The organism is Salisediminibacterium halotolerans, assembly GCF_003814815.1.
Taxonomy (GTDB): Bacteria; Bacillota; Bacilli; order Bacillales; family Salisediminibacteriaceae; genus Salisediminibacterium; species Salisediminibacterium halotolerans.
The window spans coordinates 124,764-142,234 of the sequence record NZ_RKQQ01000006.1; the positions used below are offsets into that span (position 1 = coordinate 124,764).

Genomic DNA, 17,471 nt, shown 5'->3' on the forward strand with positions numbered 1-17,471 from the left:
TTATAAGTGGTTTTCTGATTTCAAGTAGCACAGATTTCTGTTGTCTTAATGATAATTGTTAATTCTTTAGCAAGTGGAAAATTTAATTTTGGAATGAAGGTGAAATTTATTACTGTAAATAATTTGGGGTCAGAAGATAATAATAAAATAATTGAGCATTTTTTCAAATTTGGTTATTTTAATGAGCAACTTCCTCAATGCTTTGATAGTAATGATTTATATATTAATTTCGAAAAAATTAAAAGCTTTAATGATAAGAAGAATCCTTCTGAACCAGCCACCTTAACTGTTGCTAAGAATGAGAATGCTAGAAGAGAAATAAAAGTTCCGAACCCAATACATCAAACCAAATTATTCAACATCTTGATCGATAATATTGTTGATATTAAAGAGAAAATTGATTTAGGTAACCGGACTTTATCTAACCCTTTTATTGAAAAAGATTTTTATGAAGAAATAATGTTAGATATACCTTTCAAAAATCGAAGAAGCACATTTAGATTTAACTTATACAAAAAAATGAATAGTTCAATGGGATATCGCTATATTTACAAATTAGATTTAGCAAATTTCTATGACTCAATTTACACTCACGCTATCGAGTGGGCAATTGTAGGGAAAGAAGTTGCAAAAAATAAGGATGGCAATAAAGCTAATAAATTAGGTGAACAATTAGATAAAGGTGTTAGAAATACAAACTCTAGAGAAACATCTGGTATCCCTACTGGACCTTTTAGTTCACGTATCCTCTCAGAATTAATATTAATTTCAATTGATGAAGAGTTGCTTCAGCTAAAAACTGAAAGTGGAATAGATTTTGAATTTCTTCACTATAATGATGATTATGAATTTTATTTTAAAACGGAATTAGATTACTTGAAAATTATAAGTTTAATTAAATCCGTTTTCACTAAATATAGATTGAAAATTAATGAATCGAAATGTGAATTTCTTGAATATCCCTATCACAACAATATAGATATGAAAGAAGAATATGAATTTTATTTAAAAAAATATAAAGATTCAAATGATAATTATCAGAAGACAGATATTATTGTTCGGCTGTTTTTTAAGGCTGATGAATTTTACAAACAGGGATATAAAGGTGCCTATAAGTATTTATATAAGGTTATTAAAGGCTATGATTTAAGCGTTGTATGGGGAGCTGTTGAACCGTTCTTTTTAGGACATATTTTAATCAAACCCGACCTTACCAAATATATATCAGAAATTATATTTGAAGAGGAACATTTAAACAAAGTTAGTAGAAAATTTTGTGGAGAACTTGAAAAAAATTTAGACACTGCATTAAAGTTTAAATTAGATAATGAAGCAAATTGGTTGCTTTGGATGATTTTTAATTTAAATATAAAATTAAAGTCTAAACAAATATTGAGTATTTTAGATGAAGCTGATAATGAAATTTTTCTAACGTTTTTTTTAAGTTATGTCGAACATATAGGGAAGATAAGACAAAAAAGAATTATTGAGAAATTAAATAAACTGAAAGAGACATTAATACACGAAAGTATATATGGACCTAAATGGATTTTAATTTATCAGTGGGTAAAAAGTGAATGGCCATATTATAATGAACTAAAGTCAAAAGTTGAAAAAAATAATAGTTTCAAATGTCTGCTAAAGAACGATGTTAGTTTCATAAAGTTATAAGTAGTTGAACTATAGTAATAGATAATGGAGTGAAATATTTTATAATTATCGAGAAACTGTTCTATTTGAGTTCTTGTATTAACCTAAGTCATTTCATCTAGAAGCATAAGAAATTAATTTTAAAACAAATAAGGGACTGGAGGTCTTGAAATGGCCAACATTGACTACGAAATTGTAAAGCACATCGGCGTGTTATCCGAATCGCCGAAAGGTTGGAAGAAAGAACTTAATCTCGTCAGCTGGAACAAGCGCGAACCGAAGTATGACATACGCGACTGGGCGCCGGATCACGAGAAGATGGGCAAGGGGATTACCTTGTCGGAAGAGGAATTGAAAGCACTCGGGAAAATGGTTGCGGATCTATGAGGGATAAACAGAAAGCCGGACGAAGTGCGTCTGCTTTCTGTTTTTTTAGATAGCAGCCTGTCGAGAAGCTGTGAACGTTAGTGAGAGGAGTGTGGCTTGAATGCATCGAATCAATCAGACCGAAAAGAGCGTCGACAAAATCGAAGAAACGACCTTTGCCGCGATTGGGATGAAGGAAAATGATTTAGAGGAGATGATCCGCTCTGATATTCAAATGCTTGAAGGCGAGGAAGTCTCGCTCCTTGTGATCGGCAAGCAAGTGCGCAATGAGCGGAAGGGGCGCAGCGATTTAACCGCGATTGACGCGAACGGCAACATCGTTTTAATTGAAATTAAACGCGACCGTCAAGATATCGAACAGCGCAATGAACCGTTTGAGTTTCAGGCGATCCGCTATGCGGCGAGTTACGCGACGATTAAGACGAAGGATGAACTCGTGCAGACGGTCTATGCGCCGTACTTAGAAAAATACGGCGATCACGCGCAAAAAGGCGAGCTGACGTATGCCGAATGGGGGCATCGGATTCTTGATGATTTTCTTGCGAAAAACGAAGCGGGCGTTCGTTTCAACGAAAAACAGCGCATCATTTTAGCAGCGTCCGATTACGATGATCTTACGCTTTCTTCCGTCGCTTGGCTCAGTCAAAACGGCGTTGATCTCAGCTGCTATACATTAACGCCGTATCTGATCGGCGAAGAAGCTTACATGCACGTCGATAAATTGATTCCTTCAATTGAATACGATGACTATTACATAAATTTAGACCGTCCGGCGGGGACGGCACCGCGCACAGCGCGTGATAAACCGGCGCTCAAACGCCGGTCGCTCCCGAAAATCGACAAGCTCCTCGCTTGGGGCGCTGTCAAAGCCGGCGATGTTATTGAAGCGAAAGATAAGCCGGATAAAGCGGTGCTGTTAGAAAACGGCAATGTTGAAGCCGGCGGCGAAGAAATGTCATTGCAAGTGTGGTTAAAAAACCTGTACGGCTGGTCGAGCATTCAAACGTACGTTTTTGCGATTCACCAAGCGAGCGGGAAAAGTTTGAGTGCGATCAGACGGGACTATATGGAGCGCGATCTTGATCTCGGTTCGGAGTAAGCGGGGCTGAACTTTGGTTTGACACTAAGCTCAGGTTTTAAAAATCCCCGATCATGTGAAACAAGCGTCTTTTCTTTATAATGGGAGAAAAGAGACGTAAAGGGGAATCGATATGAATACAAAGCGATGGCTCTATAGTGTAATGGCGCTCGTGGTGTTGGCAGGCGGCTGGTTTTTGTATCAATCGATGATGGGGTCAGACTATGACGACGTCGTCGCAACCGAGCGTGCGGAAGCAGAAGCGGATGCCGACGAGCTCGCGTATGCAACCTTTGCCGGCGGCTGTTTTTGGTGTATGGAACCGCCGTTTGACGGCGAAGTCGGCGTCGTCGATGTCGTTTCTGGTTACACGGGCGGCGAAGAAGAAGACCCGACCTATGAAGAAGTAGCCGGAAAGGAGACCGGGCACCAGGAAGCGGTGCAGATCACTTACGATCCCGACGAGATCAGTTATGAGGACTTGTTGCAAATTTACTGGCGGCAAATCGATCCGACCGATGACGGCGGGCAGTTTGTCGATCGCGGCGAACCGTATTTATCGGCGATTTTTTATCATAACGAAGCGCAAAAACAAGCGGCCGAATCGTCGCTCGCGGAAATGGATGAATCGGGCCGGTTTGACGGCGAGATCGTCACATCGATTGAAGCGTACGATACCTTTTATATGGCAGAAGACAACCATCAAAATTACGCGAAGGAAAATCCGATCCGCTACCAGTTTTACCGCGGCAGTTCCGGGCGCGATGACTATTTAGACGACGTCTGGGGCGACGAGCGCGACTATGAAGTGTCGTCTGATTCGCCGTTTGCCGTCGAGGATAAAGACGCCGCTGTGGCTGACTTGACAGAGATCCAATACGAAGTGACGCAAGAAGACGGAACCGAACCGGCGTACGAAAACGCCTATCACAACAACCGCGAAGACGGAATTTACGTCGACATTGTCTCGGGCGAACCGTTATTCAGCACTGAAGATCAGTACGATTCCGGCACCGGTTGGCCGAGTTTCACGAAGCCGTTGGAGCGTGTGAATATTACGTACGCTGAAGACAGCGGCCTTCTCGGCACCCGCGTGGAAGTTCGCAGCAAACACGCCGATTCCCATTTAGGCCACGTTTTTCAAGACGGCCCGGAACCGACCGGCCTCAGATACTGCATGAATTCCGCCGCGATGGAATTTATCCCTGCTGATGAACTGGAAGGCAGCGAGTACGAAGATTACGCAGGGGATTTTGACTAATTGAAATAGGCTTTGCACATTTCGAAGATGAAAGGTGAAGTAGCGAAAAAGGCGAGAGCATTACTCAGCTCTCGCCTTTGACTGTAGAAAAACGATTATGTTGATAAAAGCTACGCAGCCACTTCCTCCGACGCCTGTAGGAAAGCAAGGAGGCTGCTGAAAAAGTAAATGATCAATTGGACGTCTGCATAATTATTCTTTTTTATAAATTGGGATGTATTATGAGACCGGAGCAAACTCGACGCCTGCGGGAAAAGCAACTGCCGAAGACCCCACAAGAAGCGGTTACGCTTCTGAGGAGGCTGAGGCGTTGCCCGCGGCAAGCGAGTTTGCGGAGGGCTCATAATATTCTGTATCCTATGCGGCTCATAAATAAACGCCGACTTTGTTTATCCAGCACTTTTTCAGCAGCCTCGAAAGCAAGAGACGAAGATCCATTAAAGACCGGTAAAATACCGGTAAAATACCGGTCTTTAATTAGCTGAAGCCTTGCCTACGGACAGTAAGACACAGCGAGGTTGTTTCGAGCTGATGTCGCACTGATGCTTCGTAAGTGCAAGCGGAGGTTAGTGGCTGCGTGGCTTTCTTACTGTACAGAACAATTTGAAACGGTGAGGATAATTACATTTATTGTTTCTATTGTCAATTTTGATTTTATCAGCGATGATTGAGGTATCATTCTGCTGATGAGCTGTATCAAAAAGTCTATCTTACGTTTATGGAAATGAGGGATAACGATGCTTCAGCCGGAGTTAGTACTCGATGCGAAAGCGACCTTAGGCGAAGGGCCTTGTTGGCTGGACGAGTCCAACCGACTCTTATGGGTCGACATTGACGGCGAGACGGTCAATTTGTTCGATCCGGCGACGGGCGAAAACAAGCCCCGTCATATCGGCCAGCGGGTCGGAGCGGCCGTCCAACGGGAAAATGGCGGCCTTCTGCTCGCGCTTGAGCGCGGTTTTTACTTCTACGATCTTAACACGAATGACTTGACACCGCTCGGCGATCCGGAAGCGGGGATTGCGACGAACCGCTTCAATGACGGGAAGTGCGATCCGGCCGGGCGCTTCTGGGCGGGGACGATGGCGCTGGATAAAGAGCCGGGGAACGCGAATTTGTATCGGCTCAATCGGGATCACAGCATCGAACACGTCCTTTCCGGGGTGACGACGTCGAACGGGCTCGCGTGGGACAGAGAGCGTGCGGTGATGTATTACATTGATACGAAGACGAAAAAGGTGCAGGCGTATGACTATGAGGAAGCGTCCGGGGCGATTGCCAATCCGCGGACGGCGGTGACGATTGTTGACAGGGCCGGCAGTCCGGACGGGATGACGATCGATCAGGAAGGGATGCTGTGGATTGCGTTGTTTCGCGGTTGGCGCGTGATCCGAGTGAATCCGGCGACGGGCGAGCGGCTTGCGGAAATCGCCGTGCCGGCGAGTCAAGTGACGTCGTGCGCGTTTGGCGGGAGCAGGCTTGATGAATTGTACATCACGACTGCGCGAACAGGTTTATCTGAGGAAGCGCTCAAAGAACAGCCTTATGCGGGCGGGATTTTTTGCGTGAAACCGGGTGTAGAAGGTGCGCCTTCGTATATGTTTCACGGGTAAGATCCTGAATGCTAGACAACCGTTTCGAAAGCGCCTTGATGAATATGTAAGGTCGCAAGAAAAGCAAAAGGCAGCAGCGGCATTGTCGGAAGATGAATGATTTTTGGAGGGGATGAACGATGGGCGAGATGCTGTTGTTTCGTTGCAGCGAGTGCGCGTTTGAGGATACTGTCTATGTCGGTGTCGGGATGATGTATTATCCTGAGAACGTGCTCAATGATCGAGAAGGCGGGATGATGAAGGACATCATCCGGTCCAAGTCCTTGCGCGAGAAAGTGAAGAAGCTCGTCAGTGAGGGTTATGAGCTCGAGTCTGGTTATGAGGAAGCGGTTTACACATGCGAGCATTGTTGCCGAATGACGACACGGTTTCGTTTTGCTTTGAAGCATCCGGACGGCGCAGTGTTTGTCCCGAGCTATTCTTGCGGGGTATGCAAACATCAGCTGATCGCAGCAGATCTTGACAATTTCACTCCGGCTAAGTGTCCGATCTGCAAACAGAGAACGTTCACCTATGATCCCTCAACGTACGGGTTATGGGATTGAGCGCTGATGCGGAGCGAACAGCTGACAGACAACGTCGGCGATAACCCGGTTTGGTGTGGATGAAATAACATAGCGCGTTGATTGAAAAGGAGTGAACCGATTGGATATTGGTGAAAAGCTGTACGAAGCAGCGAAAAAGACGTTGGAAAACCGCTACTCTGACGGCGATGGCGGGGCAGCGGCAGTATATACGGAGAGCGGCGAGGTGTTCACAAGTGTCGCGCCCAGCGTTGTCAATTCTGCGACTGAATTGTGCATCGAAACGGGCGCGATCTTAGAGGCGCATAAGTACAATACAGCGGTGACACATTCCCTTTGTCTTGTAAGAGAAAACGGAGCACTTAAGATTTTAACGCCCTGCGGCATCTGTCAAGAACGGCTGCTGTATTGGGGAAGAGATGTTTTGGCAGCGGTCACGTCCAATGAAGAACAGCCGATCGTTTTCAAAACCTTGCGAGAATTGCAGCCGAACCATTGGTCTTATGCTTACAGCGATGACGAATTTTTTGCCTGACAGAAATGCGGCTTCTTCAAGCCTCCGTTAACCGGAAGGCTTTTTTAATTTAAGAATACTGAAGTATTTCAAAGAAGGTGTTTCGTATCACGATACCTCGGCGGTCCGTCAGCGGCTGCCGGGGCATTGATGATTTCACCCGCCTGCGCGAATAGAAAATGCATATCAGATACATAATTTTACATAAATGAGCAACGGAAAATCACGCTTCAGAAGCGTCACATCAGAATTCTTACTGTTGAAAATAGTGGAAAATTGTCAGATTCCGGTGTATAATTATGGTACCCCTTGATGCATATTTCTCAGCCGAATGCAGCTTACATCGAAGCATTGCATCTACTTCAGACGATCTTACAATCGCTATAATTGCCGCCAACACAACACTTAGGGTGTTGTGTTTATTATGTTTCAAAATAGTTTGAATAAATACGATATGTAAGCGCATTCAAAAATTCACGGGGGGTCTATATAATGACGTTAAAGGAGGTGAGCGATTGAACGCGAGGAAGCGGCAGCTCATCCAAATGATTCTCAACGGCAACGCGCAATTTAAATTGAAAGATGTTGAGAATATGTTTGGAGTGAGCGAACGGACGCTGCGGTACGATGTCGAAGAAATTGCCGGTTGGCTGAAGCAATTTGGTCATACGTTAGAGCACGTTTCCGGCCAAGGCATGTGGAAATTGACGTCAAACCCTAATGCGGATGATGTGAAAGACATTTTTGAAGCACTGAATTTTTACGGCCGGTCAATGTCTGTTGAAGAACGGTTTTTACTGATTGTTCATGAACTGATTATTCAAGATGATTGGCTGTTTCTCAGACAAATTGCCGAAGAACTCGATGTCAGTAAAGCGACGGTACTGCAGCAAATGGAGCAAGTCGAGACGTGGACAAATGAATTTCAGCTTGTGTTGGAACGAAGCCGCAAAGGATTTCGGCTTCAAGGGACGGAGCGGCATAAGCGTTTGGCACTGCTGAGTGTGATGGAAAAACTCGAGGAAGCGTGGGACACGGTCAATCCGATTCCAAACTTAAATTGGTCGGAGCTGTCATTAAAGGATCTGGAGAAGACGTTCACGTTGCTGGAAGACCGCTTGGAGCAGCGGGCGAATGTGACCTCGTTTTTCCGCGTATGGGCGCTGCATATGCAGCGGACCCGTTCTGGTGATTGGCTCCAGGGAGAAACGGCTTCCGGTATGACGGTTGATTCGTGGTTTACGGAGTTATGGCAGGAGATGACTGAAGAGTTCCGTCTCGAACAGTCGGAAGATGAGATGGTGTTTGCGTATCTTTACTTGCGGGCGACTGGCGGTATTTATAATACCGAAGTTCAATCGTTCCAAGACGATCAATTGTTTCAATCGTTTGTCGAGAAAATGAGTTCGCGCATGGGACTGGCCGGCTTTACCGACGAGCAGCTTATGGATATTTATGAAGAATGGGTGTCGTTTCTAACCGCGAAAGCTCACGATATCATTTATATTCATCCTTTACAGAAAAAAATTGAAGAACAATACCCGTTCATCATTTTTCATATCCAAGAGACGCTCGCGGAAGAAATCAATTCAGCGGAACCGGTCCGGCGCGACAGCATGACGCCCTTGGCGATTTGTATGGCGGCGATTTATGAGAAGTCATCGTTTGAAAACGAACGCTATCAAGTCTGGGTCGTCTGTCCGGGCGGAATCGCCGCAAGCAGACTGTTGACCGTGACGCTGATGAAACACTTTCCGCAAATTGAAGTGAAAAAAACGCTCGCGATCGCGGAATTGCGCCGCGCCAATGAGTGGGAACAGCCCGATTTTGTTGTTTCATCGGTATCCTTGCACGACAGCCCGTATGCCCATGTGACCGTCAAGCCGGTCATGACGAAAGACGATTTAATGAAAGTCGATAATTTCATCAACAATTCGGTCCGAAAAAATGTCTCCAGTTTATCGAGTGAGAGCGACCGATCGATCGAGGCGTTAATCCCGCGTGAGCGGTTGGCTGTGATCGAAAACGCAGGCTCGGATCAATTGGAGGCGATCATCGATGCAGGTGTTGGGTTATTGCGTGATGATCAGTTAGTGACTGAGAGGTTTCTTGATGATATTCATCGCACGGTGTTTGAGAAGAGTTATTTGTACGAAATTATTCCGGGGCTTTTGTTTATTCATACCGATTCTGAAAACGTTCTCAAGCCCGGTTTCAGTCTCGTCCAGTTAAAAAACCCGTTTGTCCGGGAGGATAAGCTTCATTCGCAAGCGGTGCTGTTTATGGCGACTCCGGATAAACATTCTCATGTCCCGCAGCTGCAGTATTTGTATCAGCTATTAATGAATGAGGACCGTGTAGCGGAAATGCTGCATTGGTCTAAGTTAAGCAAAAGAGGTGAAGAAGATGAGTGAGGTTCAATTAACCAGCGATTTGATTCAGTGGAAGGACGGTGCAGCCGATTGGGAAGAGGCGATCCGAGTAAGCGCCGCACCGCTTTTACAGCAAGGGAACATTGCTGAAAGCTATATTGATGCAATGGTGGAAAACATTCGCACGCTCGGGCCGTATATTTTGATCGCGCCGAATGTCGCCTTGCCCCACGCGCGTCCGGAAATGGGTGTGAGCGAGGCGGGGATCGCGTTGACAGTGTTTAACGAAGATGTCGCTTTTCCAGCCGGGCATGACAACAAGACGCAAACGGCGCGAATATTTATTTGTTTAGCAGCGGTCGATTCCGACTCGCACCTCAGCTTGCTGCAGGGGATTTCGCAGTGGATTGACAACAGCGAACTGCTCAACCGGCTTTTGGAAGCGTCCTCAAAAGATGAAGTGAAAGATTTGATTAATCAGTACAGTTAAGGCTGAATCATCCGCTCTGTTACGGAGCGAGAAAAAAACGGAGGCGAAATGTGATGAAAATTTTATGTGTATGCGGAATGGGTTTTGGTTCAAGTTTAATGCTGAAAATGACAGCAGACAAAGTGATTAAAAAGAAAGGGTTGAAAGCTACGGTCGAAGCAACCGATATCGGTACAGCAGGAAGCACGCCGGTTGATCTTATCTTAACGAACAACGAATTTGCTTCACAGCTGAAAGGCGGTAAGTCTGAAGTCCGCGCCGTTGTTAACGTTGCCAGCGAAGAGGAAGTCGAAAAAGCAATCAACGATTTTCTAGAATCTCAATAAAAGCTAAAGAGGTGAGAAACAATGGCAGTTTTTGAATTTTTAATGAATGAGATCCTCAGTTTGCCGGAAGTGCTTGTCGGACTGATCGTTATGATCGGGTTAATTTTGCAGCGGGCTGAAATCGCGCGAATTTTTACCGGCACGGTTAAAAGTATTATCGGTTTCCTCATTTTAGGTGCAGGTGCCGCGGTCATCGTCGAATCGCTCGATTCCTTGGGCGGGATTATTCAAGACCGCTTTAATATTCAAGGGGTTATCCCGAACAACGAAGCGATCGTCGGCGTCGCGCAGCAGACGCTCGGGGCGGAAACGGCACTTATTATGGGTTTTGGTTTTATCGCGAATATTTTGTTTGCCAAATTTACGCCCTTTAAGTATATCTTCTTAACCGGTCACCACACGTTTTTTATGGCTGCGCTTTTATCAGCGACACTTGCAGCTTCCGGTATGTCCGGAGCGCCTTTGGTCATTACCGGAACGATTATTCTCGGGGCATTGATGGTCCTTGTTCCGGCGATGGCACAGCCGTTTATGCGTCAAGTAACCGGCGGGAATGATGTGGCGATCGGCCACTTCGGCACACTTGGGTACGTCTCGGCCGGCTTAGTCGGCAAGGCGATCGGCAACAAAGAAAAATCGACTGAAGAAATGGAAATTCCGGAAAAATGGTCTTTCTTGCGAGACTCCCTCGTCTCGACAGCGCTCACAATGATTGTCATGTTCTTGATCCTTGTGTTGGTTGCCGGACCTGATGTTGTCGGCGAATACGCCGGTGATCAAAACTATATCATGTTCGGTTTAATGCAGGGGATCACGTTTGCGGCCGGATTCAGCATCATCATGGCCGGTGTACGCATGATCTTGACTGAAATTGTTCCGGCCTTTAAAGGGATTGCGGAGAAACTCGTTCCGGGCGCGAAGCCGGCGCTTGACGTGCCGATTGTCTTCCCTTACGCACCGACAGCGGTTATTATCGGCTTTATCAGCAGCTTTATCGGCGGTTTAATCGGAATGTTTATGCTCGGCATCTTCTCGCTCGCGTTGATCATTCCTGGCCTTGTCCCGCACTTTTTCACAGGTGCCGGTGCCGGGGTATTCGGAAACGCGACAGGCGGACGGGTCGGTGCTGCAGCCGGCGGATTCGTCAACGGAATCTTGATCAGTTTCATCCCGGCGTTTCTCTTGCCGGTTCTCGGTGACCTCGGGTTCCAAAATACGACGTTCGGTGATTCCGACTTCGGGGTTGTCGGAATACTCGTCAGCTTCTTCGCCAACCTGTTCGGCGGTTAAGCTGGATGCATCGGCAGCCGGATTCGGCTGCCGATGTTTTATCTTGGCTTCTGATATGTCTTGCGGTATCCTTAATCATGAGAGCTGCATAATAACGGCACGGAGGGAAATCGTATGGTTAAAGCACTTGCACTGGATATGGACGGGACACTCTTGGATTCAAAGCATCAGGTAGACGGAGGGTTAATTCGGCTGTTAAATGCGTTTCATGACAAAGGGGGACATATTTTTTTAGCGACCGGCCGAACGATCGCGGAGATAAACGAAGTGTTGCCGCCTGAACTTAAATTTGACGGGATTGTCGGCGGCAACGGAATGATCGTCAAAGCGTTTCCGGAAGCGTCAGCGGCTCGCGGCGAGCTGATTGCCGAATATACTGTCGATGACGAACTTGTTCATCGCGCGATTGAGATGTCCCGGTCTTGGGGGCTTTACTATGAGATCCACCCGACCGAAGGATCCCGCTTTGCTTACCGCAAAGATAAGCCGATGATTGAAGCGGAAACCCGATTTCCTGCTGACACGACTGTCGAAGCACATGAAGCGAAATTAAAAAAGCAAGCGGTCGAATCAGAAATGCGTTGGATTGATTCGTATCCGCAAACGGCTGTGATGGTCGTCTACTTTTTCAGCAAAGATCAGACGAAAATCAATGACTGGAAAAGGGAGCTTAAAGCTTTGCAAGCTGATTTTTCCTTTTCGACGTCGAGTTCTTCGGAACATAATGTCGAGATCATCGCACCCGGGGTGAATAAGGCGGTTGGACTGCGTAAACTGCTCGATTATTTCGGTCTGGAAAATGAAAAGCTTCTCGCGGTCGGCGATTCGTATAACGATGTGCCGATGCTTGAGATGGCGGACAAATCGGCTGTGATGAAAAACGGCAGTGAAGCGGTTAAACAGAAAATAGGAACGGTAACGGAATATACGAGCGATGAAAACGGCTTGTATCACTTTTTAAAACTATTTTTGCACGAAGAATAATAAAAGAACAGTGAAGACGGAGGGGACGTATATGATCAAATCGCTGGCACTGGACATGGACGGAACGCTGCTCGATTCGCACCATCGTACAAGCGGGGAGTTAATCGAGCTATTGAATGATTTTCGCGCCCAAGGCGGCTACGTGTTTTTGGCGACCGGCCGAACGATTAAAGAAGTGACCGATGTTTTGCCGGGTGACTTAAAGCTGGACGGAGTTGTCGCCGGCAACGGCATGGTCGTCGAAGCGATTGCGGAAACCCCGGCGGTCAATGCGAACCGTAAGCGGATTGCCGAGCATTCGATTGATGAACAGCTGATTCACCGGGTCGTCGAGCTTGCTCGCGAATGGGGGCTGTATTATGAAATTCACCCGAACGAAGGAGCGCGCTTTTCTTATCAGCAAGATCAGCCGATGATCGAAGCGGAAGTCGTTTTTCCCGCTGATACGACGGTGGAAGACCACGAAGCAAAAGCACGAAAAGAAGCGGTTGAGAAAGAAATACATTGGGTTGAGGCGGATCCGGGAAAAAGCGTGCAGAAAGTGTATTTTTTCAGCATGGACCAAGAGAAGATCAGTGATTGGCAAGAGAAACTTAAACAGCTGCAAGCGGAGCAGCCATTTTCAACCTCGTCTTCCTCGCAGCATAATACCGAGGTGATGGGCGAAGGGGTCAATAAAGCGACCGGCATTCAGGAACTGCTCGACTACTATGCCCTTGAAAAGGAGCACCTTCTCGCCGTCGGCGATGCGAACAATGATTTGCCGATGCTAAAGCTCGCCGGAATATCCGCCGTGATGAAAAACGGCAGCGAAGAAGCAAAGCGGGAAGTGACGGCCGTTACCGATTATACAAGTGATGAAAACGGCTTGTATCACTTCTTAAAATCTTTTCTCGGTGTTTGAACGGCGAAACACGATGAAGCTCAATCAGGAATACATTCTCTAAAAAAAGCGAGAGGATCGGAGGATCCTCTCGCTTTTTCGTCAGCAAACGCCGCGTTAATTATTCGCTTTTTTAGGAAACCATGGGATGAATTTGTTTGTCTCTTTTTTATATTGCTGATATTGCGGATTGTCTTTGAACCGTTCGTCGAGAAACGGTACGCCGGATACATTGATCAGTAAAAAATTGATAAAGATTGGAGCGAATATCGCTGTCCAACCGAGTTCGACCGGGAGGACGATGATGAATATCCCCCACCACATCGCTGCTTCGCCAAAGTAGTTCGGATGTCTCGTATAGCGCCATACCCCCGTCGTTAAAATTTGATCTTTGTGCGTTTTTCTTTTCTTAAAACGCTGCAGCTGTGCGTCGCCGGTAACTTGGAAGAAGAAACCGATGATCCAGAGCGCCGCCCCTAAAATCATAAAGACGTCGACACCGGGCCCGTCTGAAACGTGAACTCTCAAGATCGGGTAGGCGATGATCAGCATAAAAGCGCCTTGCATCATAAAGACTCGGGTAAACGCCATAATGACCGCATTTTTCCCCCAATTTTTCCGGAAGTTGGCATAGCGGAAGTCTTCGCCGCGGCCAATCGAGCGGTACCATAAAAATATCGTCAGCCTTAATCCCCATAATGTGACTAATCCGACGACGACCATTTGCCGGATAGAAAATTCTTGCGTGTAAAATAAGCTCACTAACGCGATGATCACAAAGCCAAATCCCCAGGCAATGTCGACAATCGAGTTGTCTTTAATGACCTGGGCAATGACAAAGACTGTAAACATAAAGATGAAAATAGCGATCCCGCTAACTAAGTATAAGTCCAACATTTCTACTGGTCCCTCCTTATTATCTTTTTCTATGATTATGACTTCATAACCAAATTATGTACGTTCCAATCAAAGAAAGTCAACTAATTGACACTTTCGTGAGCTGTGCAAGCGAATTATTTAACTCTCCTTCATTTTGATGGTATACTTTCAATGAATTTTTATTCCTGTTAAGGGGAGGAAACAGCATGGAAGTTCTCAATCACCGCCAGTTTTACGATATGCTCCTGTCTGGGGCAGATGAAATTATCAATAATCAAAAAGAATTAAACGATATCAATGTTTTTCCAGTCGCAGACGGCGATACCGGAAATAACCTCGCTCATTTAATGAACATGATTAAGCGTGAGAGCAAGTGGAGCGACGCTTCGACGGAAGAAACATTAGAAAATATTAAATTGGCTTGTATGCGCGGATCCCGTGGAAATTCGGGGATGATCTTCTCGCAGTTTATCATTTCGATGTGCAATTTTTTAATTCAGCATCCGGAAGTGAACGTCGATAAGTTTATCGATATGTGCCGCGAGTCCGTCGACAGTGCGGTCAATGCTGTGTCTGTGCCTAAAGAGGGGACCGTCCTGACGGTGATGAAATCATGGGCAGAAAGTGTCCAAGAAGAAAGTGCGAAAACGCAAAGCATTCAATCCATCTTAAAACAATCGTACCCGAATGCCAGCGCAGCCTTGGAAAAAACGAAAACGCAAATGGAAGTTTTTCGAATTCATAATGTTGTTGACGCAGGAGCCAAAGGGTTTTTGCATTTTCTGCACGGGTTGATCGACGCTAAACCTCAAGCGGTGTCAGCGCAAGCCGAGAGCGAAACAGATACGCTCCTTGAAGACGTGCCGCACGTCATGAATGAATCGGATGAGATTCCGTTTCGTTACTGCTCGGAGTTTCTAGTTGAATTGAACGGCAACGAAAATATCCAAACGTTAAAGCCGTACATGGCTGAATACGGCGACTCGATCGTTACCGTCGGCGACAGCGGACTCGGCAAGGTTCACCTTCATACCAATGATCCGGCAAGTATCGCGGAAATGCTCGTCGATAAGGGCAATATTGTTTACCAAAAAGTTGAAGATATGCAGCGGCAATACGAGAGCATTTATCAGCGCAAGGCGTCGATTGCTTTAGTTGTCGATTCTGCCTGTGACATTCCGCAAGAGTGGCTGGATACGTACCAGATTTTCATGCTTCCATTGAATTTAGAAGTTGATCAGTCGACGTATCTAGATAAAGTCACTCTGCAATCCGATACGTTTTACGATAAATTAGATGCGAGCAGCGATCAGCCGAAAAGCTCGCAGCCATCGTTAATGAGTGTTGAGTCGCTCTATCAGCAGCTCCTGCAACAATATGATTCGGTGCTTTCTCTGCACGTTTCACAAAAATTGAGCGGTACGTTCGATGTTTGTTATAAAGCGAGCCAAGCTGTTGATCCAGAGAGAATCCACGTGATCAATACCCGCACGCTCTCAGGCGCTTTCGGGCTGATTGCTTATGAAGCAGCCAAGGCGATCGATCAAGGCAGTTCACTTGCGGAAGTGAAACAAACGGTTGATAACTTTACACCTAAATCTGAGATTCTTGTCAGTGTGCCGACACTCAAACATATGATTCGCGGCGGCAGAGTCAGCCCTTTGCAAGGGAAAGTAGCCCGCTGGCTCAACATGAAACCGATCGTTTCGATCGATGCAGATGGCAACTCTTTACTTTACGGAAAAACGTTTTTCTCCAATTCGAGCCAATGGAAAATGTTTAAACAAGTAAAAGCGATCCATGAGAAGCACGGGGTGCGCGATTATGTCGTTTTACACGCGGGCAACCCAGAAGGGGCCGAACGCTGCGAAGAGGAAATCAAAAAGATCACCGGCACGGAGCCGCTCTATACGACGAGCGTTTCGCCGGTGATTGGCGGCAATGCAGGGAAAGGCGCTATCAGTATTGCGATGCTCTTAGACGAAGACAATTTACGCAACGAAGCTTAACGAAGAACAACTAAGCGAAAGGTTGCAGCCCGGTCCAGCTGTTATTTGCTTTTCAGGGGTTGACTTGGAGAGCGTTCTCTGCACTGGACATGGCTGAAACAGGTGAATAGAGCAAAAAAAAGATCCCCCGGTGCGGCAGCTTTTCTGCTATCCGGGGGATCTTTTTTTATTAAAAGAGACGGACGGATTCCCGGCTGATCAATTCGGCATCAAACGTGTAGTGACTGCTGACGCTCTCGCCGGCTAACAGCTGAAACAGCACGTGTGATGCAAGTTTGCCGATTTCATATTTAGGCTGGCGCATTGTCGTCAGCGGGGGACGCAAATACGGAGCGAGCTGAATGTCGTCAAAGCCGATAATCGAAATGTCTTCCGGCACGCGAATCTCATATTCTTTCAGAGCATTGAGTCCGCCGATCGCCATTTCGTCGTTTCCGTAAAATATCCCTTCAGGGAGATCGCCTTGATGAATCAGCATTTTCGTTGCTTCATAGCCGCCTTCTTGAGTGAACTTCCCATTTAAAATCCACTTATACAATGAAGGGGTGTTAAAATCCGCCAATGCTTGTTTGTATCCGGCGAGCCGTTCCTGACTGTCTTTCGAATTCGCGGGACCGCTGATATGAGCGACGGAACGGCATCCGCTGTTAATCAGGTGTTCCGTCGCTTCGTACGCGCCGCGCGAGTTATTGACGCTGATACTGATAATGTTGGGATTTCCGATCACTTCGCGGTCGAGAGCGATGATCGGAAACCCTTCGCGGGCGGAATTCAATACAAAATCGGTATTGATATTGTGCGCGAGAAGTATGACGCCGTCCGTTCGTGCTTCGCGCAGAAATCTCGCTGCCGTCGAGCTCTCATCAGCGTAAGAACTCACGGCAATTAAATCATAGCCGTTTTCTAAAACAATTTCTTGCACACCGCGGATCAGTTCTGAGTAAAAGGGACCGCTTAAGTCACTGAGCAAAAGAGCAATTGTTTTTGTCCGGTTTTTCTTCAAGTCTGAAGCAGGGCCGCTTTTCAGGTAATTTAGTTCCTTAGCGGCAGAGAGCACCTTTTCTCTTGTCGATGCTGATATTTTCGTGCTTCCATTTAAAGCGTAGGAAGCAGTTGAAAGTGCCACACCTGCTTTTTTAGCTACATCTTTAATCGTTGCCAGCGGACTCACCTCCCTTTATTGCCGGTACGTTCCTGAAAAAGCGCTACCC

General features: G+C 46.4%; 16 protein-coding genes. 14 read left to right on the forward strand and 2 right to left on the reverse strand.

Going from position 1 to position 17,471, the window contains the following annotated elements; genetic code table 11:
- Positions 1–48 precede the first annotated feature (48 nt).
- The 13 genes from EDD67_RS11510 to EDD67_RS11570 all read left to right on the forward strand — a co-directional run bounded on the left by EDD67_RS11510 (position 49) and on the right by EDD67_RS11570 (position 13,393).
- Entirely contained in the window at positions 49–1,671 is a 1,623-nt protein-coding gene (locus EDD67_RS11510; RefSeq protein WP_121440149.1) for an RNA-directed DNA polymerase, read from the forward strand.
- A gap of 150 nt (positions 1,672–1,821) precedes the next feature.
- Complete coding sequence (locus tag EDD67_RS11515; protein WP_121440150.1) at positions 1,822–2,037, forward strand: YdbC family protein; 216 nt, start codon at positions 1,822–1,824, stop codon at positions 2,035–2,037.
- A gap of 100 nt (positions 2,038–2,137) precedes the next feature.
- The gene (locus tag EDD67_RS11520; RefSeq protein WP_121440151.1) at positions 2,138–3,136 is read left to right on the forward strand and encodes a PDDEXK family nuclease; all 999 of its coding nucleotides are present in this window, start codon (positions 2,138–2,140) and stop codon (positions 3,134–3,136) included.
- Positions 3,137–3,248: 112 nt separating this feature from the next.
- On the forward strand, positions 3,249–4,376 hold the full coding sequence (gene msrA / locus EDD67_RS11525) for a peptide-methionine (S)-S-oxide reductase MsrA (RefSeq protein ID WP_121440152.1): 1,128 nt from the start codon (positions 3,249–3,251) through the stop codon (positions 4,374–4,376).
- A 737-nt stretch (positions 4,377–5,113) separates the two neighbouring features.
- On the forward strand, positions 5,114–5,989 hold the full coding sequence (locus EDD67_RS11530) for an SMP-30/gluconolactonase/LRE family protein (protein WP_121440153.1): 876 nt from the start codon (positions 5,114–5,116) through the stop codon (positions 5,987–5,989).
- A gap of 119 nt (positions 5,990–6,108) precedes the next feature.
- The gene (locus tag EDD67_RS11535; protein ID WP_121440154.1) at positions 6,109–6,534 is read left to right on the forward strand and encodes a hypothetical protein; all 426 of its coding nucleotides are present in this window, start codon (positions 6,109–6,111) and stop codon (positions 6,532–6,534) included.
- A gap of 100 nt (positions 6,535–6,634) precedes the next feature.
- Positions 6,635–7,048, forward strand: a complete 414-nt coding sequence (locus tag EDD67_RS11540) for a cytidine deaminase (protein WP_121440155.1) — start codon at positions 6,635–6,637, stop codon at positions 7,046–7,048.
- A gap of 494 nt (positions 7,049–7,542) precedes the next feature.
- Positions 7,543–9,441 (forward strand): BglG family transcription antiterminator, encoded by a 1,899-nt coding sequence (locus EDD67_RS11545; protein WP_121440156.1) that lies wholly within the window; start codon positions 7,543–7,545, stop codon positions 9,439–9,441.
- Complete coding sequence (locus EDD67_RS11550; RefSeq protein ID WP_121440157.1) at positions 9,434–9,889, forward strand: PTS sugar transporter subunit IIA; 456 nt, start codon at positions 9,434–9,436, stop codon at positions 9,887–9,889. The genes EDD67_RS11545 and EDD67_RS11550 overlap by 8 nt, the downstream gene beginning before the upstream one ends.
- 53 nt (positions 9,890–9,942) lie before the next feature.
- The gene (locus tag EDD67_RS11555; RefSeq protein ID WP_093074519.1) at positions 9,943–10,215 is read left to right on the forward strand and encodes a PTS sugar transporter subunit IIB; all 273 of its coding nucleotides are present in this window, start codon (positions 9,943–9,945) and stop codon (positions 10,213–10,215) included.
- Between the two features lie 21 nt (positions 10,216–10,236).
- Positions 10,237–11,505 (forward strand): PTS ascorbate transporter subunit IIC, encoded by a 1,269-nt coding sequence (locus tag EDD67_RS11560; protein ID WP_121440158.1) that lies wholly within the window; start codon positions 10,237–10,239, stop codon positions 11,503–11,505.
- Positions 11,506–11,619: 114 nt separating this feature from the next.
- Complete coding sequence (locus EDD67_RS11565; protein ID WP_121440159.1) at positions 11,620–12,489, forward strand: HAD family hydrolase; 870 nt, start codon at positions 11,620–11,622, stop codon at positions 12,487–12,489.
- A 31-nt stretch (positions 12,490–12,520) separates the two neighbouring features.
- Positions 12,521–13,393 (forward strand): Cof-type HAD-IIB family hydrolase, encoded by an 873-nt coding sequence (locus tag EDD67_RS11570; RefSeq protein ID WP_121440160.1) that lies wholly within the window; start codon positions 12,521–12,523, stop codon positions 13,391–13,393.
- A 96-nt stretch (positions 13,394–13,489) separates the two neighbouring features.
- Here EDD67_RS11570 and EDD67_RS11575 read toward each other — a convergent pair whose 3' ends face one another.
- Entirely contained in the window at positions 13,490–14,269 is a 780-nt protein-coding gene (locus EDD67_RS11575; protein ID WP_093074527.1) for a DUF1295 domain-containing protein, read from the reverse strand.
- A 188-nt stretch (positions 14,270–14,457) separates the two neighbouring features.
- Here EDD67_RS11575 and EDD67_RS11580 point away from each other — a divergent pair, with 188 nt between their 5' ends.
- Positions 14,458–16,260, forward strand: a complete 1,803-nt coding sequence (locus tag EDD67_RS11580) for a DegV family protein (RefSeq protein WP_121440161.1) — start codon at positions 14,458–14,460, stop codon at positions 16,258–16,260.
- 169 nt (positions 16,261–16,429) lie between these two features.
- Here the strand turns inward: EDD67_RS11580 and EDD67_RS11585 are convergent, their stop codons facing one another.
- Positions 16,430–17,431, reverse strand: a complete 1,002-nt coding sequence (locus EDD67_RS11585) for a LacI family DNA-binding transcriptional regulator (protein WP_307723712.1) — start codon at positions 17,429–17,431, stop codon at positions 16,430–16,432.
- Positions 17,432–17,471 lie beyond the last annotated feature (40 nt).

What these genes read in the sequence shown, in the direction of transcription:
- EDD67_RS11555 (WP_093074519.1), top strand. Translation starts at nt 9,943, where the DNA reads ATGAAAATTTTATGTGTATGCGGAATGGGTTTTGGTTCAAGTTTAATG.
- EDD67_RS11535 (WP_121440154.1), top strand. Translation starts at nt 6,109, where the DNA reads ATGGGCGAGATGCTGTTGTTTCGTTGCAGCGAGTGCGCGTTTGAGGAT.
- EDD67_RS11570 (WP_121440160.1), top strand. Translation starts at nt 12,521, where the DNA reads ATGATCAAATCGCTGGCACTGGACATGGACGGAACGCTGCTCGATTCG.
- EDD67_RS11560 (WP_121440158.1), top strand. Translation starts at nt 10,237, where the DNA reads ATGGCAGTTTTTGAATTTTTAATGAATGAGATCCTCAGTTTGCCGGAA.
- EDD67_RS11510 (WP_121440149.1), top strand. Translation starts at nt 49, where the DNA reads ATGATAATTGTTAATTCTTTAGCAAGTGGAAAATTTAATTTTGGAATG.
- EDD67_RS11580 (WP_121440161.1), top strand. Translation starts at nt 14,458, where the DNA reads ATGGAAGTTCTCAATCACCGCCAGTTTTACGATATGCTCCTGTCTGGG.
- EDD67_RS11565 (WP_121440159.1), top strand. Translation starts at nt 11,620, where the DNA reads ATGGTTAAAGCACTTGCACTGGATATGGACGGGACACTCTTGGATTCA.
- EDD67_RS11550 (WP_121440157.1), top strand. Translation starts at nt 9,434, where the DNA reads ATGAGTGAGGTTCAATTAACCAGCGATTTGATTCAGTGGAAGGACGGT.
- msrA (WP_121440152.1), top strand. Translation starts at nt 3,249, where the DNA reads ATGAATACAAAGCGATGGCTCTATAGTGTAATGGCGCTCGTGGTGTTG.
- EDD67_RS11530 (WP_121440153.1), top strand. Translation starts at nt 5,114, where the DNA reads ATGCTTCAGCCGGAGTTAGTACTCGATGCGAAAGCGACCTTAGGCGAA.
- EDD67_RS11515 (WP_121440150.1), top strand. Translation starts at nt 1,822, where the DNA reads ATGGCCAACATTGACTACGAAATTGTAAAGCACATCGGCGTGTTATCC.
- EDD67_RS11575 (WP_093074527.1), bottom strand. Translation starts at nt 14,269, where the DNA reads ATGTTGGACTTATACTTAGTTAGCGGGATCGCTATTTTCATCTTTATG.
- EDD67_RS11520 (WP_121440151.1), top strand. Translation starts at nt 2,138, where the DNA reads ATGCATCGAATCAATCAGACCGAAAAGAGCGTCGACAAAATCGAAGAA.